Origin of the sequence: Nostoc sp. MG11 (assembly GCF_014904695.1) — a bacterium.
In the GTDB taxonomy this organism is placed as follows: Bacteria; Cyanobacteriota; Cyanobacteriia; order Cyanobacteriales; family Nostocaceae; genus Komarekiella.
Window position 1 is genome coordinate 248,310 of record NZ_JACXXN010000002.1, and the last position, 26,494, is coordinate 274,803.

The 26,494-nt window shown below is 42.5% G+C and carries 23 protein-coding genes and 1 pseudogene; 9 read left to right on the forward strand and 15 right to left on the reverse strand.

Features of this window, described 5'->3' with window-relative positions:
- Positions 1–2: 2 nt before the first annotated feature.
- Entirely contained in the window at positions 3–1,037 is a 1,035-nt protein-coding gene (locus HCR01_RS03695; RefSeq protein WP_193194633.1) for an isochorismatase, read from the forward strand.
- Between the two features lie 53 nt (positions 1,038–1,090).
- Here the strand turns inward: HCR01_RS03695 and HCR01_RS03700 are convergent, their stop codons facing one another.
- Positions 1,091–1,981 carry a peptidoglycan DD-metalloendopeptidase family protein gene (locus tag HCR01_RS03700; RefSeq protein WP_193194634.1) on the reverse strand — a complete coding sequence of 297 codons (891 nt, stop codon included), beginning with the start codon at positions 1,979–1,981 and terminating at the stop codon, positions 1,091–1,093.
- A gap of 388 nt (positions 1,982–2,369) precedes the next feature.
- Between HCR01_RS03700 and HCR01_RS03705 the strand changes: the two genes are divergently transcribed.
- Entirely contained in the window at positions 2,370–3,575 is a 1,206-nt protein-coding gene (locus tag HCR01_RS03705) for an HhoA/HhoB/HtrA family serine endopeptidase (protein WP_193194636.1), read from the forward strand.
- 57 nt (positions 3,576–3,632) lie between these two features.
- Here HCR01_RS03705 and HCR01_RS03710 read toward each other — a convergent pair whose 3' ends face one another.
- From HCR01_RS03710 to ispD, 3 genes are all read right to left on the reverse strand, one after another.
- A complete protein-coding gene (locus HCR01_RS03710) occupies positions 3,633–3,980 on the reverse strand; it encodes a DUF760 domain-containing protein (RefSeq protein WP_193194638.1) in 348 nt (115 codons plus the stop codon).
- A 214-nt stretch (positions 3,981–4,194) separates the two neighbouring features.
- The gene (scpB, locus tag HCR01_RS03715) at positions 4,195–4,743 is read right to left on the reverse strand and encodes an SMC-Scp complex subunit ScpB (protein WP_193194640.1); all 549 of its coding nucleotides are present in this window, start codon (positions 4,741–4,743) and stop codon (positions 4,195–4,197) included.
- 218 nt (positions 4,744–4,961) lie between these two features.
- Positions 4,962–5,645 carry a 2-C-methyl-D-erythritol 4-phosphate cytidylyltransferase gene (ispD, locus tag HCR01_RS03720; protein ID WP_193194642.1) on the reverse strand — a complete coding sequence of 228 codons (684 nt, stop codon included), beginning with the start codon at positions 5,643–5,645 and terminating at the stop codon, positions 4,962–4,964.
- 69 nt (positions 5,646–5,714) lie between these two features.
- Here ispD and HCR01_RS03725 point away from each other — a divergent pair, with 69 nt between their 5' ends.
- Positions 5,715–6,674 (forward strand): glycosyltransferase family 9 protein, encoded by a 960-nt coding sequence (locus HCR01_RS03725; RefSeq protein WP_193194644.1) that lies wholly within the window; start codon positions 5,715–5,717, stop codon positions 6,672–6,674.
- A 196-nt stretch (positions 6,675–6,870) separates the two neighbouring features.
- Here HCR01_RS03725 and HCR01_RS03730 read toward each other — a convergent pair whose 3' ends face one another.
- Both HCR01_RS03730 and HCR01_RS03735 read right to left on the reverse strand, forming a co-directional pair.
- Complete coding sequence (locus tag HCR01_RS03730) at positions 6,871–7,593, reverse strand: DUF4336 domain-containing protein (protein ID WP_193194645.1); 723 nt, start codon at positions 7,591–7,593, stop codon at positions 6,871–6,873.
- A 357-nt stretch (positions 7,594–7,950) separates the two neighbouring features.
- Positions 7,951–8,421 (reverse strand): CRR6 family NdhI maturation factor, encoded by a 471-nt coding sequence (locus HCR01_RS03735; protein ID WP_193194647.1) that lies wholly within the window; start codon positions 8,419–8,421, stop codon positions 7,951–7,953.
- A 521-nt stretch (positions 8,422–8,942) separates the two neighbouring features.
- Between HCR01_RS03735 and HCR01_RS03740 the strand changes: the two genes are divergently transcribed.
- Complete coding sequence (locus HCR01_RS03740; RefSeq protein WP_193194649.1) at positions 8,943–9,386, forward strand: Fur family transcriptional regulator; 444 nt, start codon at positions 8,943–8,945, stop codon at positions 9,384–9,386.
- A 99-nt stretch (positions 9,387–9,485) separates the two neighbouring features.
- Here HCR01_RS03740 and HCR01_RS03745 read toward each other — a convergent pair.
- Positions 9,486–12,571, reverse strand: a pseudogene (locus HCR01_RS03745) (pentapeptide repeat-containing protein).
- Positions 12,572–12,711: 140 nt separating this feature from the next.
- Between HCR01_RS03745 and HCR01_RS03750 the strand changes: the two are divergent.
- Complete coding sequence (locus HCR01_RS03750) at positions 12,712–14,475, forward strand: DUF3685 domain-containing protein (RefSeq protein WP_193194651.1); 1,764 nt, start codon at positions 12,712–12,714, stop codon at positions 14,473–14,475.
- A gap of 145 nt (positions 14,476–14,620) precedes the next feature.
- Positions 14,621–15,409 (forward strand): ABC transporter permease, encoded by a 789-nt coding sequence (locus HCR01_RS03755; protein WP_162394641.1) that lies wholly within the window; start codon positions 14,621–14,623, stop codon positions 15,407–15,409.
- A gap of 87 nt (positions 15,410–15,496) precedes the next feature.
- Here the strand turns inward: HCR01_RS03755 and HCR01_RS03760 are convergent, their stop codons facing one another.
- The 3 genes from HCR01_RS03760 to HCR01_RS03770 all read right to left on the reverse strand — a co-directional run bounded on the left by HCR01_RS03760 (position 15,497) and on the right by HCR01_RS03770 (position 19,335).
- Positions 15,497–16,366 carry an Rpn family recombination-promoting nuclease/putative transposase gene (locus HCR01_RS03760; RefSeq protein WP_193194653.1) on the reverse strand — a complete coding sequence of 290 codons (870 nt, stop codon included), beginning with the start codon at positions 16,364–16,366 and terminating at the stop codon, positions 15,497–15,499.
- A 73-nt stretch (positions 16,367–16,439) separates the two neighbouring features.
- Positions 16,440–18,167: a serine/threonine-protein kinase gene (locus HCR01_RS03765; protein ID WP_193195199.1), complete on the reverse strand. Its 1,728-nt coding sequence runs from the start codon at positions 18,165–18,167 to the stop codon at positions 16,440–16,442.
- Positions 18,168–18,498: 331 nt separating this feature from the next.
- Positions 18,499–19,335, reverse strand: coding sequence for an alpha/beta fold hydrolase (locus HCR01_RS03770; protein ID WP_193195200.1), 837 nt, complete (start codon positions 19,333–19,335; stop codon positions 18,499–18,501).
- Between the two features lie 38 nt (positions 19,336–19,373).
- Between HCR01_RS03770 and HCR01_RS03775 the strand changes: the two genes are divergently transcribed.
- Positions 19,374–19,529 carry a hypothetical protein gene (locus tag HCR01_RS03775; RefSeq protein WP_193194655.1) on the forward strand — a complete coding sequence of 52 codons (156 nt, stop codon included), beginning with the start codon at positions 19,374–19,376 and terminating at the stop codon, positions 19,527–19,529.
- A 230-nt stretch (positions 19,530–19,759) separates the two neighbouring features.
- On the forward strand, positions 19,760–21,292 hold the full coding sequence (locus tag HCR01_RS03780) for a SagB/ThcOx family dehydrogenase (protein WP_193195202.1): 1,533 nt from the start codon (positions 19,760–19,762) through the stop codon (positions 21,290–21,292).
- On the opposite strand, the gene HCR01_RS03785 is transcribed toward HCR01_RS03780, so the two are convergent.
- The 4 genes from HCR01_RS03785 to HCR01_RS03800 all read right to left on the reverse strand — a co-directional run bounded on the left by HCR01_RS03785 (position 21,267) and on the right by HCR01_RS03800 (position 25,066).
- Entirely contained in the window at positions 21,267–21,569 is a 303-nt protein-coding gene (locus tag HCR01_RS03785; RefSeq protein WP_193194657.1) for a hypothetical protein, read from the reverse strand. The genes HCR01_RS03780 and HCR01_RS03785 overlap by 26 nt on opposite strands.
- Before the next feature lie 70 nt (positions 21,570–21,639).
- Positions 21,640–24,249 (reverse strand): DUF3769 domain-containing protein, encoded by a 2,610-nt coding sequence (locus tag HCR01_RS03790; protein WP_193194659.1) that lies wholly within the window; start codon positions 24,247–24,249, stop codon positions 21,640–21,642.
- Positions 24,250–24,606: 357 nt separating this feature from the next.
- Positions 24,607–24,723, reverse strand: a complete 117-nt coding sequence (locus tag HCR01_RS03795; RefSeq protein ID WP_193194661.1) for a photosystem II reaction center protein I — start codon at positions 24,721–24,723, stop codon at positions 24,607–24,609.
- A gap of 136 nt (positions 24,724–24,859) precedes the next feature.
- Positions 24,860–25,066, reverse strand: a complete 207-nt coding sequence (locus HCR01_RS03800; protein ID WP_193194663.1) for a hypothetical protein — start codon at positions 25,064–25,066, stop codon at positions 24,860–24,862.
- A gap of 42 nt (positions 25,067–25,108) precedes the next feature.
- Here HCR01_RS03800 and HCR01_RS03805 point away from each other — a divergent pair, with 42 nt between their 5' ends.
- Positions 25,109–25,264, forward strand: coding sequence for a hypothetical protein (locus tag HCR01_RS03805; protein WP_193194665.1), 156 nt, complete (start codon positions 25,109–25,111; stop codon positions 25,262–25,264).
- A 186-nt stretch (positions 25,265–25,450) separates the two neighbouring features.
- On the opposite strand, the gene HCR01_RS03810 is transcribed toward HCR01_RS03805, so the two are convergent.
- Positions 25,451–26,155, reverse strand: a complete 705-nt coding sequence (locus HCR01_RS03810; RefSeq protein WP_193194667.1) for an acyltransferase — start codon at positions 26,153–26,155, stop codon at positions 25,451–25,453.
- Between the last annotated feature and the right edge of the window lie 339 nt (positions 26,156–26,494).

Here is a 26,494-nt window from a genome sequence, read left to right on the forward strand (position 1 = left end):
CCATGCTAGAAAAAACTTCGACATTACCCATTCCCCAACACTTTAGCGCTGAAAAAGTCGGCGAAGTTTGGCGCGTACCTTACCAAGAACGTGCAGCCGAAGCTGAAGCATGGGCGAAACAAAATGATATCAAACCAGTATCTTCTGACAAAACCCGCATTTGTCTACTTCTAATTGATGTCCAAAACACCTTCTGTATCCCCGGATTTGAATTATTTGTAGGAGGAAAATCTGGAACTGGTGCGGTAAATGACAATCAAAGATTGTGTGAATTTATTTATTGTAACTTGGGAGCAATTACGACAATTGTACCCACACTGGATACTCACACAGCAACGCAAATTTTTCATCCTATTTTTTGGGTTAATGCCGCCGGAGAACATCCCATTCCAGCAGCTACTAATATTACTCCCACAGATATTGAAAAAGGTATTTGGAAAGTTAATTCAGCAGTTGCTAATACTATTACTAATGGAGATTATGAATTATTAGAAAAACATGCTTATCACTACGTTAAGCAATTAAGTAAAGACGGTAAATATCCTCTGATTGTTTGGCCTTATCATTCTATGTTAGGTGGTATTGGTCATGCTTTAGTTTCATCTGTAGAGGAAGCAATATTTTTCCACTGTATTGCTCGTCAAAGTCAGACACAATTTGAAATTAAGGGGGAGAGTCCATTAACAGAAAACTATTCCATCTTACGTCCAGAGGTGTTGGAAGATTTTGAGCAGCGTCCACTTGCTCAAAAGAACACACGTCTGATTAAGCAACTTTTAGAATTTGATGCCGTAATTATTGGTGGTCAAGCTAAAAGTCACTGCGTCGCCTGGACAATTGACGATTTATTAACAGAAATTAAACAGGTAGATGCTACCCTTGCTCAAAAAGTCTATCTGCTAGAAGATTGCACTTCTCCTGTTGTTGTTCCTGGTGTTGTAGACTACACAGAACAGGCAGATGCAGCATTTACAAGATTTGCAGAAGCAGGAATGCACATAATAAAATCTACCGAACCTATCTCATTATTTCTTTAAACCACAGGAACACAAAAATTTCCTCCGCGCTCCTTTGCGTTTCAAAACAAACCTCATTTCTTCAAATAACCCTTTGGATCTTCTGCTACCCAACCCAGAGATGAACTAGAACGCACTTCAAAATGAAGATGGGGTTGATTAGAAGTTGGTTTTCCACTAGTACCTACTGTTCCCAGTAAGGCTCCTTCTTTGACTTTCTGACCAACGGTAACTTTGATACTGTCAAGTTGGGCGTAGCGGCTTTGGAGTCCGCCACTGTGGTTAATGATGACCAATTTACCATAAGTACCTTGGTCATTAGCAAAGGCTACAGTTCCGGGAGCGATCGCTTCTACAGGAGTACTTACTGTTGCTAGTAAATCAATGCCGCTATGGAAGAAAACTTCATTTGTAGCAGGATTAATTTGCCAACCATAAGGTAATACTACAGTTGTTACTTGTGCCAAAGGATAACCAGCCAATGAAACACGGTTTTGCGTGCTTGTATCAGTAGGCGAAGGAGACTTAGTTATAGAACCATTTGGCGACCAATTTATCCCTGGAACAAACACAATTCTGGGGTCTTTTTGGCAGCCATTCACCTCAAACAATGTATCAGCACGGACTTTGTACCTTGTTGCTACTTGTCGCCAAGTTTGACCGCGAGGTACTTCAACAACAATGCCGTTGTAGGGAGGAATCTGAAGTACACTACCAACAGCAACAGCACCATTTTGCAAAGCTGGATTCATGCCGATAATAGTTGTGGGAACGAGATTGTAGCGCTGGGCTATGCTCTCCAAAGTTTCGCCACGAGCGACTTTGTGGCGTTGAAAGCGAGATAAAGCTGGAGTTGGGCAATCCCCTACAGCAGCATCGGCGCTGCTCAAGCCTGGTAGTATGGATGCTAGCCCCAAAGCGCTGACTAAGCTACAGAGAAATAGTTGACGATAGGGTAAAGTCATGTATGTACGTCAAGAGGGCGTTAACTTTAGATTTTAGATGGGGAATCTAAGATCTGGGAGATTGGGGATTAGTTACTTAAATAGAGTTGAGAGTACAGATTATTCCCTATCACCCAATACTTTCTCTTATTAAGCACTTCTTATCTCCTTTGTGGCCTGGGACAAGGTTAAAGGGAAAAGGGTAAGAGGTATTAGTCTTTCTCCTTTAACCGCAAGGCATTACCCTATCACTTGTCATCTCAAGCCTCTCCCCTAACCATAATCTGTGATCCCCAATACCTCATCCAAAATCCTGTCTATTCTTATGTAAATTAACCTGTCCACTTGCCGTTTGCTTGACTACACTTAGAAATTAGCAACTGCATTGCTGTCCTTAAGCGTAATAGTTATGAATTTATCCTTAAAGCAACTAGCCATTTATCTATCTTTACTGACGATTGGCAGCGGTGCAGGTTTGTTTGGCAGCCGCTATCTGTTACCACAAAATAACTTATTTCGGCGGCTAAAAAATGTCACAATGGCTTCGCCTCCAGAGTATGTAGTTCCTAATCCAGTCAACGGATCGATGGGAACTACTGGAAGCGATAATGTAAATTTTATTGCTACGGCGGTGCAAAGAGTCGGGCCGGCAGTGGTGCGGATTAATGCCACCCGCAAAGTAGCAAATCCCATATCTGACGCTTTGAAAAATCCCCTCTTACGCCGATTCTTTGGAGAGGATGAGCAACCAATTCCCCAAGAACGAATTGAACGCGGTACAGGCTCAGGATTTATTTTGAGCGAAAATGGGGAATTACTGACCAATGCTCATGTGGTGGCAGATACAGATACAGTACAAGTCACCCTCAAAGATGGTCGGACTTTTGAGGGTAAAGTGGCAGGAGTGGATGCTGTAACAGATGTGGCAGTTGTGAAGATCAGGGCGAATGATTTGCCGACAGTGAGGTTAGGCAATTCACAAAACTTGATACCAGGACAATGGGCGATCGCAATTGGTAATCCTTTAGGTTTAGATAATACTGTCACTATTGGCATCATTAGCGCTACAGATCGTACCAGCGCCCAAGTTGGTGTTCCAGATAAGCGAGTTAGCTTTATCCAAACTGATGCCGCAATTAACCCTGGTAATTCTGGCGGGCCCTTATTAAACGCCCAAGGAGAAGTGATTGGCGTTAACACTGCTATCCGCGCCGATGCTCAAGGACTTGGTTTTGCTATACCCATTGAAACCGCCGCCCGCATTGCTAGCGAACTATTTACCAAAGGGCGTGTGGAACATCCTTTCTTGGGTATTGAAATGGCAGACCTTTCTCCAACCAAAAAACAGCAGATTAATCAAGAAAATCAGCTCAACATTCAGCAGGATGCTGGAATTGTGATTAAAGGAGTTTTAGACGATTCTCCAGCTAAGCGAGGCGGACTGCTCCCAGGAGATATTATTCAAAAAGTTAACGGTAAAGCAGTCAAAACCTCAGCCCAAGTACAGAAGTTGGTCGAGTCTAGTTCAGTCGGAGATATCCTGGCGATCGAAGTCAACCGCAATGGAAAAATTCAAGCCTTCAAAGTGCAGTCAGGGACTTATCCCAAAAAGTAATCAAGAGTCATCTGCCCACAGTCAATATTCCAAAAACTTTTGATTTTTGACTGTTAATCATTGATTGTTAGACAAATTCTCTAACTGCATCCTTTGTTCCATCTGGCGCAGGAAATACCCCGTCATCATTGCCGATGCTAGAAGCCCAGCTAGGTTCTCCCGATCTGTAGTAATTTGCACATTGAAATTTTCTGCGGGGAGCATTCCCACTAGCCCTTGGACATTTTGCGAAATGATTTGTTTAATTTCGGGGCTGACAGATTGGGCTACGCGGGCTAAAACATCAGGAGACTGATGTTGTAGATATTTGAGCAACTGATTAGGGTAGTCCTCAGAGTGGTCGTTCAGAAGTTGATTGGGGTGTTCCTCAGAGTTGTCATTCAGAAAGTCAGGATTAAACACCATTGGCAGTTTTTTTTAGCTTAGTTGCTAATTCTACTCTAAACCATAGTACAAGGGTAGCGTATTCACCACGGGTATAAGTCCAGAAGACGAGGAGGGAGAGCTGGGGAACTAGGGGCACAGGGGCACAGGGGCAGAGGGGCTGGAGGGCTGGGGAACTGGGGAGATAGAAGGGGATAACTCTTGACTTTTGACCCCCTTATCTTCTCCACTCTCTTTATTCTGTTTTTATTTCTTGCTCTAGTTCTAGTTCTAGTTCTAGTTCTAGTTGTTGTTCTTTCTGGCTGGTGGGGAATATTTGCGGGAGTTGATCTATTTGGAAATACTGATGAAATTTTGGGGTTACTTGCAGCGAGTAAGAGCGAGAATCGCTGTCTCGGCGTTTCTTTACAAAACCGAGTTCGACGAGTTCCGGGACGTGTTGATATACTCCTGAGCCGCGCAGGTTAATCAAGTCGCTTTGAAGTATGGGACTATTGAGGGCGATCGCTGCTAAAGTCCGCAATGCACCTAAACCTAATTCTACTGGGATCAGCGTTTGCACTAAGTCGTGAAAGTCAGACCGCAGTTGCAAACTGTAACCATTTGGGGTTTCTACTACTTCTAGGGCGCTATCTCGGCGGGCATAGTTGTCTATTAGTTCAATCATGCCTTCTTCAACTGTCGCGCGATCGCAGGCGGCATACTCGGCGATTTCGCCGAGCGACAAGGGCTTACCCTTTAAATAGAGAATTGCTTCTATCTTCGTCGCTGTGGCTGTAATCATTTAGTCGTTAGTCATTAGTCATTGGTCATTGGTCACTAGTTATTGACACCTGACAAAAGACGAGTTCCAAGTGTGTGGGATCGTATCTTATTTATTCAAAAATGTCGAACAATATTTAAAATCGAATCAGATTAGTGGTTTATATTCAGGTGCAGGAAAGCCGGGAGATAAGGATGACAAGGCGAAGATGCCCCTCCGCCCCTCAGCTCCCCACCCTCTCACAAGCCTTTGCTTCTAAGAATAAATTCTGCGATCGCTAAATCTTGGGGAGTGGTCACTTTTAAATTTGTCTCCTCTCCCTGGACAATTTGGACTTCAATGCCGCATCTTTCAAACAAAGCAGCATCGTCAGTTACTTCCCAGCCTAAACGAACACCTTCGGCGTGGCACTGTTTTAATAATTTGACATCAAATCCTTGGGGAGTTTGTGCTGCCCAAAGTTGCCGTCGGTCTGGTGTACTCTGAATTATGCCATTGTCATCGACAACTTTAATCGTATCTTTGACGGGGACAGCAGCAATCAAACCGGAACAATGGCAAATGGCTTGAGCGCAAGAGTTGAATAAATCTGGTGTGACAAGACATCTGGCTCCATCGTGAATTAATACTTGTTTTGCATCTGCTGGTAGCGCCTGCAAGCCGTTGTAAACTGATTCTTGACGGGTTGAGCCTCCTTGAATCAGTTCCACTGGTTTAGTCAGCTTCAGATCGGCAAGAATTCTCTTGAAGTCTGACCAGTCAGTTGGTTGAGAAATAATTCCGATCCAACTGATTTTACTTGCTGCTTCTGCTGCTTTAAGAGTCCAAGCAATAATTGGCTGCGATCGCACTGTGAGCAGGAGTTTATTACGGTTACTCCCCATTCTTTTTCCGATTCCAGCTGCGGGAATTAGTAAATACACAGAATTCCTCAATCTTTAAGCTATATATTTTCCCCTAAAATAAGGAGCGAGTAAGCATCAATAAATATTATGCGAGTAGTAGCTCTTGTCCCTGGCGGAATTGGCGACCAAATTCTCTTCTTTCCGACTTTAGATGGCCTAAAGCGCTATTACCCCGACGCTCAGATAGATGTCGTTGTGGAACCCCGGTCAAAACCAGCCTACCGGGTGAGTAAGTCAGTTCAAGAGGTTGTTACCTTTGATTACAAAGACCGTAACAGTCTGGCAGATTGGAGCAACCTAGTGGGTACGATTCGCGATCGCGAGTACGATGTTGCTATTACTGTTGGACAAAGCTGGTTAGTTGGTCTTTTACTCTGGTTGACGGGAATTCCCATACGTATTGGCTATCAAGGTAAAGGATCGGTTTTTCTTACCAACTCTGTGCCGTTGAAAGCATCTCAGTATGCAGCGGCAGCATACCACGATTTGCTACAACCATTGGGCATCAATAGCCCTATTTCAGAGTTAACGGTAAGTGTACCGAAACCAGATATTGAGTGGGCACAAAAAGAACAGAAGCGGTTAGGAGTACATGAAACAGGCTATATCTTGATTCATGTCGGTTCTAGCCAGTTATCTCAGTCTAAAGGTCTGGAAAACGTTTATCCTGTCGAGAATTGGCAGCAGATTATTCAAGATTTACAACACAAGCAGCCAGATCTGCCTGTGGTGGTAATTAAAGAACCTGACAACGAGCAGTTTGTGCGATCGCTTTTGCAGTACTCTCCAGATATCAAAGTGACTTCTCCAGATGATCTTGGCAAGTTAACTGCTATGATTCCCGGAGCAAGTTTGATGTTATGTACTGACAGTGCGCCATTGCATCTGAGTGTAGCAACGCAAACTTATACCATTGCTCTATTTGGTTCGACAGATCCAGCCAAGGTATTACCAAAAAGTGATAAATTCCTTGCCATTAAATCCCCCACGGGCAAAGTAGCAGACATTGCACCCAATACAATTCTGGAGAAAATCTGGGGTGGCTAAACTAATAGTTTTTCAATAAGTTTCAAACAACTTCTGAGAAACTTTGATCATTTCTGTTATTTCTAGTGGCAGAGAAAAATTCGTACCCCAAAAAAGTCAGCGTAGCAGAGTTAAGTGCATCAGAAAAATAGGGATAGGGTTCGAGTACTAACTAGAGGATGCACTTTTAAGCTACTTTTAGCAATGTTTTGATAACTTAAACTGCGGTCTTCAAGGATAAACCCAAAAACCACTCGTACCCCTCTCTAAATCTCTGCTTACCATTATTCTCAACGATGCTACCGTGAGCTACAATGACTCGTTCAAAGTCCCAAGCAAGTATTTTTGTTACGGACTGTTTTACCTGATCTTTTTCTCGTGTAGAAAATTTCTCTAGCAATGACGGGCTAAGGGTTTTGTATCCTCCAATTACCCTAGCCGCTAATTGTGTGAGCAGCGAAAAGCTTTCATCAAAATTATAAGCTGTGTCTGTTAATACCAAGGTACGACTTTGTACATGAAAAAAGACACATTCATTGAGTAAATCCGGCCCACTCAAACCAAAGGTTCTAAAACCGTCAAACAATAAATATTGAATTTCATTTAAAAAACTGTTTTTATCTTCTTGGATTACCTGATCAATGGGAAGTTCAGGTGTTTTTGACTTTAGACCAGGTGCAGCCCAGAGCGTGGCTTTTGGGTAAAAAGCTTTAAAGTTAGATGTGAATAGGTAATGATAGAGATTTGGAGCAATAATGTGGGCAACATCTCCAATTTGATTAAGTTGTTGGATAGTTGACTCATCAATTTGGATGGGAGAAATAACGACTAGTTCACCATTTGCAAGGCGGATAACTGTCATTCTTGTGCCAACGCTAAGTCCAAAATACTTCAATGGTTGTTCAGCAACCCAAAGATTTTTGTCAATCTCCCTGAGCATAATAAACTGCAAACTATTGGTAGACGATATCTTTAATTATTCCAGAAGACAGAGAAGGCAGGAAGCAGAACCCACGCGCAACGACATGAGATTGAAAACTTGGATGATTTACAATGCTTGTCGGTTAAGGGTTAAAGGGGAAGGGGAAAGAAAAAACCTTTAACCCTTACCCTTTAACCTTTTGCCCAAATCAAATTCCTAGTTAAAAATGCTTAACTGAGTAGTATTGAGATGCTTTATATCTCGTTGTAAGTAATAATTAGCAGTTCTAAGTAAAAGTTGAAGATCCAAAAATCTAAGTTTTAATGGGTAAAATTCTTATTCACTCGTTATTTTACTTATTGTTATCAACAATTTTTAAAATATTTCAAATAAAGCATCATCTAATTCATAACCCAGCATTTGCGCCATAGATTTTAGCCGCGATAAACTGGGAATACCTTGCTGTTTGAGCCAATCACCTAAAATAAAGATTTTGCGCATCAAAAAGATTTCCAATGCTTCAGGATTGTATTGAATGCCTTCTTGGGAACTGAACTGGTGGGGTACAAGCATGGCGGCATAACGAGCAAATTCCCCAGCTTTCCAATCGAGTAAAAATGGCAACCAGGGATATTTGGCATCTAGGCGAATAAACCACAGGCGTACCTCTGGAATTTCTGAGAGTTCTCGCGGATCGCCAGGTTCCAAATCGTATTTTATATCAAAGCGTAGCTGCTGTTCATGGGATGCGGCTCCCTCTTGCAGCAGTTGCTCAATCACTGTTTGTGCAGGCGACAAATCTAGATTGTTAATGGAGTTGTTATTGAGTGCGATCGCGATTGTCATGGAGTCAGCAGCTACTTTCTTTATGCTTAATAGTAGGATCGAGAATCTACAGTAGCAGCTTTCAGCGATTGATGCTACATTTCCTGCAACGCAAAATTAAGAGAAATATGACTGAAACTCCTGGTTATACAAGTAAGTAGTTATATTTTTGATCAAGTATTTCAACTTACTAAGCAGATAAGAAACGAAGTAATTTTTGAATCTGATTTTGCGTTCTGAAGGGAGTTTTGCTAAACGATTGACACAAAATTTGCCAGCTTTAACAAGGGCAACGCCTGCATTCAGGTGGACATTAGCAACAATTTTAAGCTAAAGTTGTAATGAGTTTGTTTTAGATTAGGGTGTAACAAGGCAACTGCCAAGAAGCAAAAAGAATTATCGTCCCAACTTGTGACCTCCGCAGCATTACAAGCGAAAACGCAAGTATAGGTGAAAAGTTGGTGTGCAATATTCTTGCGTATAGAAAATAAACATTCAAAATTGAAACAAAAAAATTTCCCCAACAGTTAACAAACTGTAATATGCAAAAACAAGCGATTTCTACAAAACCAATTCGTTCCTTAGAAGATGCTATTGAGCGCTGTCAGATACTAGGTATGCGTGTCAGCCGCCAGCGTCGTTTTATTCTAGAATTACTTTGGCAGGCAAATGAACATCTTTCTGCTAGAGAGATTTACGATCGCTTGAACCAGCAAGGTAAAGAGATCGGTCACACCTCTGTATATCAAAATTTAGAAGCATTATCCAGTCAAGGCATCATTGAGTCTATTGAGCGCTGCGATGGGCGTTTGTACGGCAATATCAGTGATTCTCATAGTCATGTCCACTGCTTGGATACAAATCAAATTCTCGATGTGCATGTAGAACTGCCAGAAGATTTTATCCGCAAAATTGAAGAACAAACAGGAGTGCGGATTACTGATTACAGTATTAACTTTTATGGCTGTCGTAATGCAGAAAGCTAGGGACTGGGGAGTGGGGGAGCAGAGGGGCAGGAGGCAGAGGGATAAAATAACTTTTGACTTTTGACTTTTGACTCTTGACTTTTGACTTTTGACTCTTGACTAATACTCATTACTATCATCAATGGGGTTAGTGCTAAAAACCGTTTCATCGTCGGCATCATCATATAAATCTACTGGCAGAATCATTCCTTCTGAGCTTTCAATTATTCCGATATTAGGGGGTTTGTTCCATCTAATATCTGTTTTTGCCGTGGTTTTATAGATGTTCAAGAGTGACTGCTGCGATGCCTGCGGGGGTAAACTACGCAAATTTTTTAGTTTTTGAAACTCTTCTTTGGAAAACAGAGCACCGCTGACAGTGGCGAATTCTTTGTCAGCTTCAGTGAGAATAGCATCAAATAAACAGGCATGGGTGAGATTGGCTGAATTAAAATTTACCCCCATGAGATTCGCCTGTTCCAGGTTTGCGCCTACGAGATTTGCCCTTTCTAGGTTTGCGCCTGCAAGGTTTGCTTGTCTTAGGTTTGCGCCTGCGAGGTTTGCTTGTTTTAAGTTTGCTCCAGTCAAATTTGCCCCGATTAATTCTGCGTCAGATAAGTTTGCCTGCTCAAGATTTACCTGAGTTAACATAACTTGCAACAAAGAGGCTCCCGATAGGTTGAGTCCAGCTAAAGAATTTGAGCGCATTCGGGTTGCGAAGGCATTCTTGTGTAAAACATCTGTCCTAGCAATCAGCAGGCTCAGCGTTTCTGGATTGAATTCTGTCAAAATGGCTGGATTGCCGCAAGCCCAAAAGTGGATTTTTGCTTCTTGGTGGCAAGCACAAAGCAATAAAAATACATTTAGTCCCACCGCAGCATTTACCTGCTCGACATTAATAGGGTTTTGCAGTGCGTGAAAATAAGTCAAAGCTTTATGGGCGATACCCTCATCTAACCAACGGCCTTGACAGTAGGCACGCCAAAAAAGTAAAAGACGTTGAAACAGAACTTCAAACGAAAATTGGTGGTTTTGGCTTCGTCGCCATCCCTCGAATGCGAGTTCTTCAATTTCCTGGCTGAGGACGCCGTAACCGAGTAAATTATAAAGGTGCTGAGCCACACTACTGGGAGAATCCAGGACAAAGGTGAATGTACCGTAAGCATCTTCTTGGCGCTGAGTTAGAGATTTTAACTCAGTAGCAAGAGCTTCAGCACAAAGATATTCTCCTAATTTGATATGGGAAAACTCAATTAAACTCAGACTTTTTGTTGCGCCTTGGCGTGAGGATTTGAAATCCTGAGTTTTAAAGTAAAACCTTGGTAAGGTATGAAATTCACCAGTTAGATTAATTTGATGGCGTTGCGAGTGCAAAATTTTGAGCGCGATCGCTCGCATCTGCTCAAGTATATCTTGGGGATGGCGACCAGCGAGTAAATTAGCGATCGCTTCTGTAGTTCGATGGATATGAGCCGACCCTGAGCGCAATAGCATCGTCTTAATACCGCCAGTGAGTGGATAACCTAACAACCATCGACTTAGGCGATGGTAAATTTCCCATAGCAGCGGGGCGTTAGTGTTACCAGCTAACTGCAATAGTTCTTCATCTAACAGCCCATCACGGTGCAAAATGCCGAGCAAATGCAACATCAGGGGTTGACGCAGAAGAGTCGATATTTCTAGGAACTTTGATGGACTAGCAAATAATCCTGCGTGTTTTAAAAAGGTAAAGAAGTTTTGAGCGATAGGCAAAGATTGCACTGTTGCCCACTGCTGAAACCATTGTTTAAGTTCGTCTACATCCAACGGCTGGATGGTAATTCGCCTCAATGGCAGTGACAGTCTAGGGAAGATTTCTTGCAATGTCGTTGACCGACTCGTCAATACAATCTTGTGTCGGCGTTGAGACTGTAAGCTCAATAACTGCTGGATAAAAATCGCCTTTGCCCTTGCACCCTGACTAGAAGGAGGTAATTCATCCAGACCATCTAGCAGCAACAAACATCTGGGACTGTCTTGCTCCAGCCAAGTTGCAAGGTTTGTATCTAAATTAAAAGGAAAAGCAGAATTCAGAGTTTCGGCTAAATCACGTATGTTACATCCCGCAGCCTAATTAGTATGGGCATCCAAGTAGGATAAAGTTCCCGTGCCACTTGTGCCGCCCAAATTTGGCAAAAACTGGTTTTTCCATAACCAGGTTCCGACTCAATTACGGCAATAGTTTCTAAATCAGCTAACTGTTGCTGTGCCCATGCTTTTAAATCGACTGGCTTAGTAATTTTTTTATCTTGCTCAAAATTATCTTCCACTGGCAAGCCTGTGGGCGGTACATAGATATCCTTAAGTGCAAAGGATTCTATCAGTAATGGGTGACTAAGGCTTTGGATCAAACTTGCTCGGTAATATTCCCGGTACAAGTCAATTTTTTCACCCACTGTAGAGCTAGACAATGCTCCTGGGGTGATGGAGTTGGGAGAAAATGAAATCCCCAATTGGACAAATTTTTGCAATTGGGCTAGAGGGGCAGCATTCTCAGTAACAACCACCAGTAAATGGCCAGCAAGTGAGTTGACTAAACGCTGTGTTATCAGTTTAGCTTCGGGTTCCTCTGCACCATTAGCGACCAACCAAGCAATGACAGCATTATTGATTTGTTGCACCAGTAATGAGTCTGCAACTAAAGATAGTGCTTGTTCGGCTTGAGTATCCGTCAATTTACCTGGGCTGAGAGTTTTCAGCAATCCCAGCAATTGAGCATTTTGGAGGGGTTTTAGAGAGAGAGAGGGAGAGTTAATCGTAAATCCTTGCCCCTTTGTCTCATTGTCCGACAATAAAGGGATTGCCCGGTTTAACCAGGGTTTTTGTAGGCTTTTTTCCTGATCTAGAACTACTCGCAAAGCCTGGAGATAGGCAATTTGAAACGCTAGCCATGTGCCTTCATTACGTTTTAAAGGTTTCTTTTGGCTGAGACTACGTAACAGGCTTTCTGTCAACTGAGCAATGATACTGATATCTTCCCAAACTGCATCCAAAGGCAATTCTAAGACATCTACCACGGGACAAAGATCAAAAGGCATCAGGCTTTTGACCTCCATATCCTGAACAATCCGGTAGGCGATCCCTGCCAATTGTCCCGCTGAAAATCCTCTAATTTGACTAATTTCGATGTAGCGTTCTGCCAACCAATGCTGAATACTCAAGTTCATTTAATTACACGTGGAATGGCTGCATAAGGTAATTATGATCCATTTATTCAGGTTGCAAAAACAGGTAACAATGGGGAGGACTAAGTTTAGTATCAAAGCTGTTTTCTGACTAGCAAAAAACAGTTGTATTTGAGCAGACTATGAGCGATCGCCCTCTGAAATTATTGCTAATCGACCAAGACCCGATCTTCCGTCTAGGACTACGGGCAGCTTTGGATACAATTCCTGACTTGCAAGTCATAGCGGAGGTAGAAACTGATACCTCTGCCTTGCAGATTCTAGCAGAAATCGCCAAACAAGACCCTAAACAAGTAAATTTGGTGGTTTTAGAATTAGGTAATGGTCGTACCACCAGTCAGCAGCTAGGTTTGCAGTTCTGTAGACAACTGAGAGCTTTATATCCCAACCTGCCAGTTTTGCTTTTTAGCTCTGTTCAAGAACAAGGAATACTGTTGGCTGCTAAGGCTATTGGTGTGAATGGCTACTGTGTCAAAGGCATACCTCTTTCTGAGTTAGTCGTCGCTATGCGAGAAGTAGCGTCTGGTGGTTCCTATTGGTTTGTGGATATTAAGGGTGGAAATTCTCAAAGCTCAAAACTTAGAACTCAGAACTCATCTCTCTCCTTCGCTAAGATCAGAAATAATTGGCGTTTGTCAGGAATTGGTTACATTGATGCCACCCTAGCGGCAGTAACGGCACAATTACAAGTCCCTGGACTGCCACTACTAGATCGAGCAATTTTGGCTGGACAACGACGAGAACTGCTAGCATCTCGTTGGTTGCTCAATAAGTTATTGTCATCACAACAAAAGCAACAAGAACAACAGGGGCAATTTATCCCAGATGCGCCGCCTTCTGGTCTTTCTTTAAGTAGTGCAATTGCTAGAACAGATTCACAACAGAGGCAAATGCCGTCTCTACTCAGCCCAAGAGCATTGCAATCTGACTTATTTTCATCTTGCGTTACCAAACTCCAGTTTCCTTTACAAAATGTCACAGATGTGCATTTAGAAATTGATATTTTACGCGAAGATAAAAAACGAGAATTACTTTATCTGATTCTGCAAAAACTAGCTGAACAATTGGATGACTTGCGCGTTTCTCAAATTGAGATTAATCAATTATATGAGGTAAAAACTACCTTATTAAGCGATTTATGGCAAGCCGCAATTACAGATTTTTTTGGAAAATTTTCGCGGGTGCGAGTAGGCAATCAGGATATAGAGATTGTCAAATATTTGCTGCAAAATACAGAGATTGTCCAAACAGATATTCTTAATCAAATCCCGCTAGTGGTTGAATTGTTTGCTTATCTACTATTTCAAACAGAACTACGCATTGATAATGCCTGTTATCCAGCATTTAGTGCTGAAGCAAAATCTCAAGCCTTAATGATTTTAGAGAATTTGTTGATTCAGGTAGCGAATGGCGTAATGCAGCCACTACTGAACTCTTTAGCAGATGTAGAAGTGATTAAGCAAAGTTTTTATTGTCGCCAATTGATTTCTACACGGGAGATTGAACGTTTTAGAAATGAACTGTCATGGAAATACCGTTTAAATAGTTATATAAATGAGCCAAAGGCAATTTTTGAAAGCCGCTATGTTCTATTTGTAATTGCACCTCGTGGTATTGCTGAAACTTCGGTTTATGCTCCTCGAAATAAGGAGTTAGCCCAACTTTCAGGTATTCCTCTAGTGGTGACACTGATTCTAGAGTTTAGGGATGCGATCGCGCCTCGATTGCGATCGCTGGTAAGTTTTTTAGGCAGTGGTATTGTCTTTATTCTCACCCAAGTAATAGGACGAGGTTTAGGTTTAATTGGTCGTGGCATTCTACAAGGTATTGGTAGTGTTTCATTGACAGAAAAAAACCTCCGAAGAAATAGCGATCGACCTAAGTGAAGAGGGGAGTCGTAAAAAGTTAGATCCCCGACAGAAGTCGGGGATCTGGATACCTAACAGCATTCTCAGGATAGTTGGAGAGTTTTAATATTTTATACTAGGTTAATAATAAAACAATTATGCCCTCAAAAACCAGTTGTAATAAATGAAACAAATAATTAGGAAAGCTCTAACTTTCTTGTCAGTATACTATGCCTATATGGTTGAGTATCGAGCAGAACTGATTTTATGGGTTTTAGCTGGATCTTTGCCGATTATCTTCATGGGTATTTGGATACAAGCGGCACAAGGCGGAGAGTTCGGTTTAACACCAGTGGATTTCGCTCGTTACTTTCTTACAGTTTTCGTTGTTAGGCAAATTACAGTTGCTTGGGTAATTTGGGATTTTGAAAAGGAAGTAGTGGAAGGCAAGCTTTCACCCAAATTGTTACAACCAATAGATCCGGTATGGCATCACGTGGCGTCTCATCTTGCTGAAAGAGTGGCTCGTATACCATTTGTGTTGTTACTAATTATGTTATTTTTTTTACTCTATCCTCAAGCCTTTTGGCTACCGAGTTTGGGTAAATTTTTACTGTTTATATTGGCGGTGGTACTAGCTTTTGTTTTGCGGTTTCTCATTCAACATACCTTAGCCATATTCGCCTTTTGGACGGAACGGGCTAGCGCTTTAGAAAGTTTTTGGTTTTTGTTTTACATATTTTTGTCGGGAATAATTGCGCCTTTAAATGTCTTTCCAGAATCAGTACGGACAATAGTGCTGTTTACGCCTTTTCCCTATTTGATTGATTTTCCTGCGAGTCTTTTAGTAGGGCTACCCGTGGATATAGCACGGGGATTTTGGTCAATGGTGGGTTGGATATTAGTGTTTTTAGGCGCTAATCGCTTACTGTGGCGTGCAGGATTGAAACGGTATTCGGGGATGGGAGCGTGAAAAATTAAAAACTGAAAAAACAAAGATTTCTCTAACACTGACATATCCCACCTCACGCTTTACCCAACTCAAAGAAGTTCCATTAAATTAAATAATTTGTCGCAATTCATCTAGTGTTTTCATGTTCTTAATTCCCTGCTGAATTGCTTTTAATCTATCTAAATCCGAAATTTGAGATATTTCTGGCATCAATTGCAATCCCTCAGTATCAAATTTTATCTCTAAAGCAAGTTCAATACCTGACAGCATCTCCTCTCGCCGTCCTTCTTGTCGTCCTTCTTGTCGTCCACGTTGTTCGCCCTCTTTTAAAATTTGCTGATACCAAGGAGATTCACGTAATATTGCCATATCCCACCTCATGATTTGCTGAACTAAAGCGCTATCTAATACGAAAGTAGCAAAAAAAGCCATGACAGTTTCTAACTGGCTTAATTGCTCATCGGCGCGGAGGATTTGTAATGCTCGTTGTACTGTCGATTCTGCTGCACCACCCTTTAAAACTGGTACAAAGGGAAGCAAGGAAGGAACGGGTTGAGTCAAAGCTATCTCTACATCGACTTCCCAAAGATTGATGACGCGATAGTCTTGACGCGCCTGTAAACCTGCAAACTTAGACTTATAGCATGTAGGAATTTCAACATCACTCTCTTTAAGGATGTTAACTAGTACAGGATAAGTGGGTAAGTTGTACTTTTCTTCCGCCAGCGCTGCGTATGCCCGCATTCGTTTAGGCATTTCAGGTTTATAGCGTAATTGTAACTCGTTGAGTACAATGAATTCCCCAAATTGGGGACTTGTAGCGCGGACTAAGACATCACTTTCTCGGCTAATCCATTGAAATTCCGAGTTGATGATTTCACCGGATACAATATCGGAAATTTGCGTTACCCATTTAACCCAATTTTCAGGTGCGAGGCTGATTAATCGCTTGGTGCTAATGTCTGCTGCTTTTGCCATAGAGAAGTAGATGACCACTTTAGTAGTTTATGGCTAAAGGGGCGATCGCTTGGGGGATGAGATGAAACTAAAGCTATAAATTACCTGGTATTGTTTTAAAGTTTTCTGCTGACCCTAAAGAATAATCTTCTAACCTAAAATCAGCAAAAGGCTTCTCTTCTAATCTATTCCGCAGCGCTTCATCTAGAATCACATCTGCTGACCTTTGTTTAACGCCAATAATTATAATACTTCGCTGGTATGCGGTTAAATCCTGACTTGCTTGACAATTACTCCGCTGAAATTGACCCAAATTTAACAAGCGATAACCTTTGATACTTGGTGTATTACTAAATAGTTTTTTTGCTAAAAGTTGTATTTGTCGAGAACGTTCTAAAGCTATACGTTGTTCAATTCCTACATCACCTTTACAAGAAGCTGTACCTACAGAGATAATTTCACTGGGGTTTTTCATTACTTTCTGTATCTCTTCTTGTTCTATATTCAAGCTTAAAAGTTCCAGACTAATAATTTGATCATTATATTTAATTTGAAACGTGCTGCCTAAAAGCCATTTATATTCTACTGATAAAACAACTATATTAAATTCAGCAATTCTCCCCTGACTATCCCTACCTTTTTCATAAGAAAAATAATCAATTTTGCCTTTGATTGTTGGAGATTGTCCATGATTTGGAACTGAAGTTAATTTTGTATGCCACAGTGTTAAAGCCATTATACTAACTAATCCCAAAGTTACTAAGAGCGCTGTAAAAATTGACGCTAATGGTACTTTCTCCGGCTGATTCTGTTGAGGCAGTAAAGTTTTAGTAGTACTTAACAAGGCTAACTGTTCAGCTTTTGACTCTACTGCATTTACAGTTGCAGCAGTTGTTTCTATTAATTGATGCTCAATTTCTTCTAAATACTGCAAAATTTCCTGGGCATTGGCGGGACGGTTTATTATCTCCGGTGTCATGAGCCAATCAATTAAATTCAAAAGCAAAGGTGAGATGTGAATAGCATGATTTCGCCAGTGCAACAAATTATTGTGGATATCGTACATATCCAAGGGATGGTATCCCGTTAGTAGAAATACAAAGGTGCGTCCCAAAGCAAAGAAATCTGATTCTGGCACAGCTTGACCGCTCATTTGTTCTGGGGCGCTGTAACCGGATGACATAATTGCTGTCATGCCTTTGCAGTTGCTAAGTTTGGTTGGGTAGGATTTGGCTACTTCTCTGGCAGTGCCAAAGTCTATTAATACTAGTTTTTCTAAACTTTTTTTGGTAAGAGGAGAGCGAATTATGATGTTAGATGGCTTAATATCTTGATGCAAATATTGCTGGCGATGGACTGAATCCAAAATTTCTAGTAACTGTTTTAACCAGGCTATAGCTTGTTCTTGGCAAATATAATGATTCTGCTGTTGCTTTAGCCACTGTTCTAAGTTAAGCCCGTCAATTTTTTCCATTGCAATGCAGTGCAACACCAAACCATTTCGGGTTTGATACTGGAAGTAACTATCCATTTTAGGAATGCCGGGATGATTCATTTTTCCCAGCACAGTTACCTCTTGCTGAAATAGTTCTACTGCTTCAGCCTTGGCTGATAGTTCCTCCTTGAGTACCTTAAGGATTTTAGGTGTATCTTGTTCGTATGCCTCATAAACTTTACTAAAGCCTGTTTTGTCACTTAACAGGCGCATTACCCGATAGCGCCCTAATAATTCCAGTTGGGAACCACAACTTAAACAAAAGCGGTTTTTATCATTATCTTGGTGATTTGGTTTAGGGCAAACGGGATTAATACAAAGGCTCATGACTGGCTTATCCGTACTTGAAGGAGAGCGTAGACATATAGCGTCGTTAGACATCGCTCATCTTCATTCTTCTGTTCCCGTTCAGTAATCCCGTCCAAATAATCAGAACTTACGCACTCAGATCCCCCAACCCCCTTTCTAAGGGGGCTTTAGACGTTCCCCTCTTTTTAAGGGGAGCCAGCGCGGTCTTCTCCCTTCGCGTAGCGTCTCGTAGAGAAGGGGAGACGCAATCATGCGATGGGGTCTCCCCAAGTGGAGCGACTGGCGTGGGTTAGGGGGGATCAGGGTTTCAGGCTTCAGTGCGTAAGTTCAAATAATAATCAGATTTTTCTCAACTTTGTTCTGCCAAGAAAGCTGCTACAGCCCGGTTAAATGCTTCTGGTTGCGTCAAAAATGGCCAATGATTACCGGGAACTTGGCAGAGGCGTAAATTTTTCAGATAGGTTTTATAGGGTTGGAGTTGCCAATCTTGACGGTTTAGACCTTGTTCTGGCTGTACGAAGATAGCAGGGGTATTCAGGGGAATTGTAAAACCAGGCACTTGCATGACTTCCTCAAAAATCCCATCACGGGCGGCAAAAGTAAATTTGCTACCCCAACTACCATTGGGTTTTTGTTCTATTCCTGCGAGTAAGACTTGTTGCTGTAAAGGACTCCATCCTTGATATTGTTTTAACTGTCGCGCTTGTTGTTCGGCTTCCTCTTGACTGGCAAACGGGCCCATACTTTTAAGAAAAGGTAAGAAGCGATACAACATCGGAAAAGTTACCCTGAGAAAGCTAGGCATCTTCCAAATGAAAATCGGATCAACCAGAATCATACTCCGCAAACGTTCTGGATTTTTCCTGGCCCAGATGGCAGCTAATTTGCCTGTCCATGAATGACTGACAACATGAGCAAAAGACCATCCCAAATGATTCATTAGGGCTTCGAGATCTGCGATCGCACTCTCAAAACTATAATCTTTTATTGGCTTACTACTTTCGCCATGACCGCGCATATCCGGCGCAACTATGTGGTAATCTGCCGCCAGGTAATCTCCCAAACTAGACCAAACTAGAGCATGGTCAGCTAAGCCATGTAACAGTAGTAAAGGTTTTTGACCTTGATTCCACTCTAAATAAGAAAGTTGGATATCAGGCTTTGATAAAGTTTGACGTACAAACATCATTACAAATCAATTAGTGGAGAGATAACTTTGCGCTTATGGTACTGCGAAAAAACGTCCAAGAGGAGTCAAGGGGAGCCAGTGCGTTGGGGAGACAGCGCCGTGGGCGGGTTTCCCGACTTGAGGCGACTGTCGTCGGGTTTCCCGACTTGTACCCCTGCGGGGAAGCAAGCTACGCGCAGCGTCTCCCTTAGGAGAAGCATCTGGCGTTCAAGGCTCAAGAGTCAAGAGTTAATAGTTCTCTTATTGTCCCCTCTGCCCCTCTGCTCCTGTGACCTCCACTCCCTCACTTCCCCAGTCCCTAGCTCATTCGTTACTTATTACCAATTTCATAGTTTGACGATTGTACTAATTGACACGAAATAATGAGGCTAATGAATGCCAAGATCAAAGAAAAGGACATCCCAAGGATATTGAAATTATTATGCCGGAAATACATCAATCAATTGCTCAGCATTACCACGAACGTACTAAATATGATCCTGAGACTCTTGCCTCTAAAAATCAGAGGTTAGACTGGGCTAAGCAGCCAGTGCCTTTTAAAGAGTACAAAATTGGCTCTACTTATGATCTCAAACCCTATATCCAAGAAAAACCAAAGGCATTTACTAATAACCAAGATGCTCAATGGTGGCAAAGATTATCGCAATTGCTGTTTCGCAGTTATGGACTAACGGCAAGAATGCCTTCTATGGGAAGTGCGGTATATTTACGAGCTGCTCCCAGTGCAGGCGGGTTATACCCTGCCGAGGTGTATGTGGTTTCTCGTGGGACACCGTTATTACCACCTGGACTGTATAATTACCAGTGTCGGACTCATTCTCTGATGCATTATTGGGAAAGTGATGTTTGGCAAACTTTACAGGCAGCCTGTTTCTGGCATCCCGCACTAGAAAATACCCAACTGGCAATTATTGTGACTGCGGTTTTCTATCGTTCAGCGTGGCGCTATGAAGATAGGGCTTACCGTCGGATTTTTCTAGATACAGGACACCTACTGGGTAATATCGAGTTAGCTGGTGCGATTACTGATTATCGCCCCCACTTAATTGGTGGCTTTGTGGATGAATCGGTAAATGATCTGCTTTATGTAGATCCGCAACAGGAAGGAGCGATCGCTGTTCTACCTCTGGCAGACTTGTTAGATATCAAACAAAATCTGCCACTGGGATGTACTGCTTTACCTTCTGCCACCCAAACTAATTATCCGCCAATCCCTGATGGTGAATTGCTGACATATTTTCATCAGCATACCCATATTCAACCAGGTATAACAGGTAAGCTCAATTTACCAACGGTTAAACAAGAAAAATCTTTAGAGGATAAATATAATTTTCCGTTCTGTCTAAAAATTCCCACTGTCACCACGCCGATGTATTGGGGAGAAAAGCTGTCAGAACTGGAAATTAACATGTACAAGCGACGTTCTACCCGCGCTTATAATGGCGAAGATTTAACCTTGGATGAACTGAAGTCTTTACTTGATTTTACTTACCAGCCACAAAATTATATTGACCAAAGTTTAGATACTTCTCCAGATTACTTTGACCTAAATTTAATAGAGACATTCATTGCTGTCTGCGGGGTGAAAGGACTGGAGGCAGGATGTTATTATTACGCACCAAAAGCGCAAGAATTACGACAGATTCGCTTTAAAAACTTCCGGCGAGAATTGCATTTCCTCTGCTTGGGGCAGGAATTAGGGCGAGATGCAGCGGCGGTACTATTTCATACATCTGATCTCAAATCCGCGATCGCCCAGTACGGCGATCGCGTTTACCGTTATTTACACATGGATGCTGGTCATTTGGGTCAACGGCTGAATTTAGCTGCAACGCACCTGAATCTCGGCGTCAGTGGTATCGGTGGCTTTTTCGATGACCAAGTCAATGAAGTTTTGGGTATCCCTACTGATGAAGCAGTTATTTACATTACGACATTGGGACGACCAAGATAAAACTAACCACAGAAATAAATTTGAGCGGTGGCTGCCGTAAATACCAAAAGGTGGTGAAACAGCGCTCATACGTGTCAACTTCAGCCCTAGCGAATAGAAAACTAACCTGCAAAGGCGGGTTTTGCCTGTGTAAACGAGCCAGTGCGTTGGGGAAACACTGCGTTGCAAAGACAGCGCTGTGGGCGGCTTTGCCGACTTGTTCGCTCTTAGCGTTCCCGTAGGTTAGCAACTGGCATGCGGTTTTTAACCGCCGATTTAACGTACCTGTGCGGTTCATTTTCTGATCTAAATCTCTGGGAAGGTAGAACAGGAAATCTACCTATGCTACTTTTGCACCCCAACTTATACTAATTATCCTGTTGTACACCACCCACAACTGGCTTAACTTCAGAAAATGGATCTGTGCCCCCAGTCCAGTTAAAGTCACTAATGCGGATGCTGAAGCCGCCTAATTCCAGCACCGGATTATATCGTAAAGTAATACCATAGGTGCGGCGGCTGTATTCTAAAAAGTAGTCAGTGCTACTCTCTCTACCTGTATCCAAGTTAACTGATGTTTGAAACCCTAAGCGAAATGGCCCATAAATTTGCTGCGAGATGCCAGCGCTCAGTACTTGGTTATCAACAGAGCGATCAAACAAAAAGGGCGATAATCCATTGTTGAAACCTTGAGAATAGCTGATATTAAAGGCGGTGTAGTCTAAATACGGTCGAGAGAAATGACCAATTTGTCCTACCAAGCCAATTGTACCAATGAGGGTACTTTGGTTATCGCCATTGGTGTAATAGCTACTCGTACCTGTGACACCGGCAACTGCTTGCAAGTAAGGAACAACTGGAGTGGCTGTGTATCGTAATCCCTCTGTAGCGGTTGGTGCTAATGGTTTTCCTTGCCACAGCAACAGGCCACTACCAAGACTAACGCTGGCTTGTACACGGCCTAGAGAAATACGATCATTTTCCCGGTTTGGTTCTAGCAAGTCGAGGCGATCAGTGTTGGCTTCAATGTACTGAGCACCTCCTTGGTAACTGAGGTTAATACCGCTATTACCTAAAGGAATCACTGGAGAGGCAATTACGCCGCCAAGACTACTCTGGACTGTTTGAAAACCTAGAGTGCCATTGTAGAGGCGATCGCGGTAGCTATATTCTAAATTCAATATGTGGGGATTGGGCGAGCCTAATGTCTGGCGCAATCGCAAACTTGCCCGTAAGTTCTCGTCCACCTTATTCAAGTCAAAACTGGTTAATTCCCCAGAACCCTGAAGTACAGCTGTTGGACTCAAAACAGCATTCAGTTTTGTTTTCGCACCCAAAAGCGCGGCTAAGTCACCAGTGCCTTCTTGCACAAGTTTTTGCACAAAAAATTGAGGCGTAATAGTCAAGCTTGCTTGATCTGTATTGATTAGTGAAAAACCACGCTCAAGAAACAAACCACCTCGCTTATCTCCATCAAAGCCAGGAGAAACGATTGCGGGGGTAACTTCCCGTTCCCGACGGTCAAGTGTCTGCTGATCCACTGGGATGGGTACGGTGAGATTTTGGTCAAATACTAAACGTTGTCGCTGCGTGGTGATACGGTCTACTAAGGGCGCTTCTCGTGTTGCAGTGACTTTATCTGCCCGGATCTCTAGTTCTGGAGGCGAAAAGGGGTCATTTGTGATCCGCACATCTCTAGCTTGCCAACCTCGCGGATAGAAATCAATCTGTTGAGCTTCAAACCGGAGCCGATTCACTACACCCCCCGCTTTTGGTGGCGGGACGTTTCTAGCATCTGGCTGACCACCTAGAACAAAATCAATTCCTCCAGGACTGCCCACACCTGAAAGGGGTTGATTGGCTCTAATGCGATCGCTCGGCGGACGCCTTGGAACTCCACCCGCAGTCACATCTGTGGAGGAAAAAGCAAAATCTGTTTGCGCTGTGGGTACGTAAATCTCGCCCGCGCCATTATACAGTTCCCCACTATCTTGAATAAAGTTATAGGTAAAGCGTTGTCCCCGCAGCACTTGATCGCCCCTTGTCAAGGCTACATTGCCTTCGCCCACGGCAATTAAGTTATCTAAATTTACTTGCAGGCGATCGGCATCTACAACTGCCCCATCAAATCGCACCACCACATTACCCTGAGCTGTAATAATTCGTCTTTGCTCGTCATACTCCTGCCGATCTGATGTTACTTCTACAACTCTTTGTGTTGCTGGTATGTTAGTAGGTGCTGATGTACCAGGCGGTTGATTTTGTGGCTGATTGGTATTTTCATCCTGCTGTACAGGAGTTGGCGTTTGAGTTTGTGGTATTTGCGAATTGAATTCTACGGTGATGGGCGTTGAAGGCTGGTTGGTCGGGTTGCGAGACTTGAATTCTACAGTATTTTTTACTACTTGAGAACTCGGTGTATTATTGACAGCAGTTCCAGAGAGAGTGATTTTTCTCGCAGACTGTTGTTCAGCAACATCATGCTGTTTTGATTGAGTTAATTTTTCAGCTAAGATTTGCGCTTCTGGCTGGTACGACTTTTTGCTGTTGATGACGATTGGAGCAACTGGCGGCGCATCTGAGCTACTGTCTTCATGAGAATTAGAAGCTTTAACCTCCTGCATGGGATAACCAACTGTCAGTGGTTTTCCTAAAAGTGCAGCACTCTCAGAGGTAGTGAGGGGAGAAAATTCTGGCGCAAAGGTTTCTGGGGTATTGGGTGCAGATAGGATTTCGGCAACTACTGATTCATCTTGAGTTGCATTGATGGGAGTTGACAGCCGATAAGTTGCTGTGTTGCTCGCAGGTGCCAAATGAAGCAAATTCTTTTGCTGTTTAGATTTGTCTTTGTTTCCCTGCGTCCCAGCCTCAGCTTCTCCAACTGAGGGATTTGTCTCACTAGCAGATGATATTGAATTTGCAGGTTGTAAAGATTCGAGGAGGAGAGGCGGATTGGGCGGCAGAACTGGATGAAGCATACTTGAACATAATCGAGCTAACAAACAGCCAAGTGGCCACCGGAAGGATAAATATACAGACTTTGCCTTCCAACTTTCGCCTTCTGCCTACCTGCAACAAGCTATCCGAAGGAGGACACTGCATTGTGCAAAGAATTTGGAGCGGCAAAAGCTGCTCCAAACTTTGGAGGATTCCTGAGCCACTTTGTTGCTCTCGTCTTTGAGAGTTTTAGACGCCTAAATGGTAGTATGTGGCGTCTATTAGGCTAAATCCCTTCTCACACTCTCAAAGAGAACCTGTGGAGTGGGATAGCAAGTGAGTGTGGCGTCTAGGAGCTTCCACCTTGTGTCGGCAGTAGCGGATTGTTTGTCGTTTTTTTACTCTAAATCCCGGCGGCCTGGGTTACGAGCTGGATCGTTCGACAAAAATCCGAAGACGAAAATAGCTACAAACAAGGCAACAACAATATAAACAGCGATTTTTAAAGTCACCATAGAAATATCCCCAAGGGTGTCAAAAAGAAGCTTTCTCTCAATTTCTGCAATGCAGAAAAGATAGCTCCTTTATATTACCCAAATCTTGCCCCTTTTTTGGAGGACTCCGATGAGAGAAGAGAACCCTTCACTTCGCTCAAGAGTGAGCTTGGGTAACTATACTTGCAGTAACCGATAGGGTTCTAGTGTGTGCTTGGCTTTTGTTGGGCGCTGTGCGTGGGTTGTCTAACTTGTAAATGCCTTTAACAAAGAAGTTGTGGACTAGTGATAGTGACTCTTGTGACGTTAAATGACGATAGAGGTTTCCCAGTCCTAGACATAAAGTAGCTTGTGTTTCAGACATCGCTGCTAGACCATAACACATTTAATTTGCAGAGAACAGGTTTTGGCGTTCGGCAGAGCCGTTGCCGTAGGCATTGTTCAGGTGTTTGCCAACTCACATTTTCGTAACAATCAAATTGTGGTGAAACCCATAGTCCGCCTGCAATCAGTTGCAGCTGCTCACTTAAGTGGAATAAGACCCTTTACCAGTCGTCTTTAGACCACTTTAGCTATTAGCCTTGGAATGAATTCCAAGGCGGTTGTCGAGAGGAGTGCAAGATTTTAGTTTATTCCCAAACGTGATAGCAACGAAGTGAGAAGTTGAAAAGATGTGGGCAATGATAAAAGCTAAGAAGTAGAGCATTGGTTCTAAATTCTGTACCAAACCCTCATAGGTCAGTTGTCCTTACGATTTCTCAGCCTGGAGTTTTGCCATATCTCTACTAATTCGGCTTTTGATCACTCTTGCAGGTAAACCTACAGCTACAGAGAAGGGAGGAATATCTTTATTAACAACTGCTCCAGCACCGATAACACTGCCTTTGCCGATAGTAACGCCATCTAATACTGTTACTCCGTGCCCTAGCCAACAGTCATCCTCAATCACAATTCCCTTGCGAGTAACACCTTGGTATTTGATTGGCTCTATGGGATCCGCAAAATTGTGATTATTGGCATATATTCCTGAGTGGGCAGCAATCATACACTGCCTACCAATTTTAATGTCTCCTGGCCCCTCAATACACACGTCTGGCCCGATGAAAGTATCATCATCAATGTGTATACAAGTGTCTTCCAAACACCCTATATCAACGTTACGCTCGATCGCTACTCCATTTCCCAAAATAACTCTATTATTTTGGTGTCCTTTTCCATCTATCCTTACACCTTTGAAAATATATACACTATTGCCAATTTCAATACAAGAAGTCCCCATGAATTCTACGCCATTTTGAATGTAAACGGAGCTGCCTATCTGGGCAAAAATACTACGATATCCAAAATTTCGTAACTTTGCTCCTAGAGCAATTGTGGGAAGCTCTCCTAACAAAGTGGTTACTATAACTTCTTGCAGGCGTTGCCATTTCGGGGAATTGTTATTGTGGCTCATGGCTACAGTTCTCTCAATAATTTTTTGCTGGCAAGATTGAACGATCACTCTATAAATAGCCTTTCTGCTAATACTTTTTGTCTTAGTATTTTTGACCTATAAAGTTGGTTAGCAGTTACAAAAAGTTCCAATATATTTAGATAGTTTTCTAAACATTTAGATAACCAATAAGTCAAGGTTTAACTATATGAGCAATTCTCGAACTTAAATGTCGTTTAATCTCTCAACTAATATGCGGAATTGCCTTGGAGTCTCAGAAACCCTCGTACTAGTATTCTTGTAGCAAGGTACGCAACAATATTGTTTCTTGATGACCAGACCAAATTAACAAAGCAATAT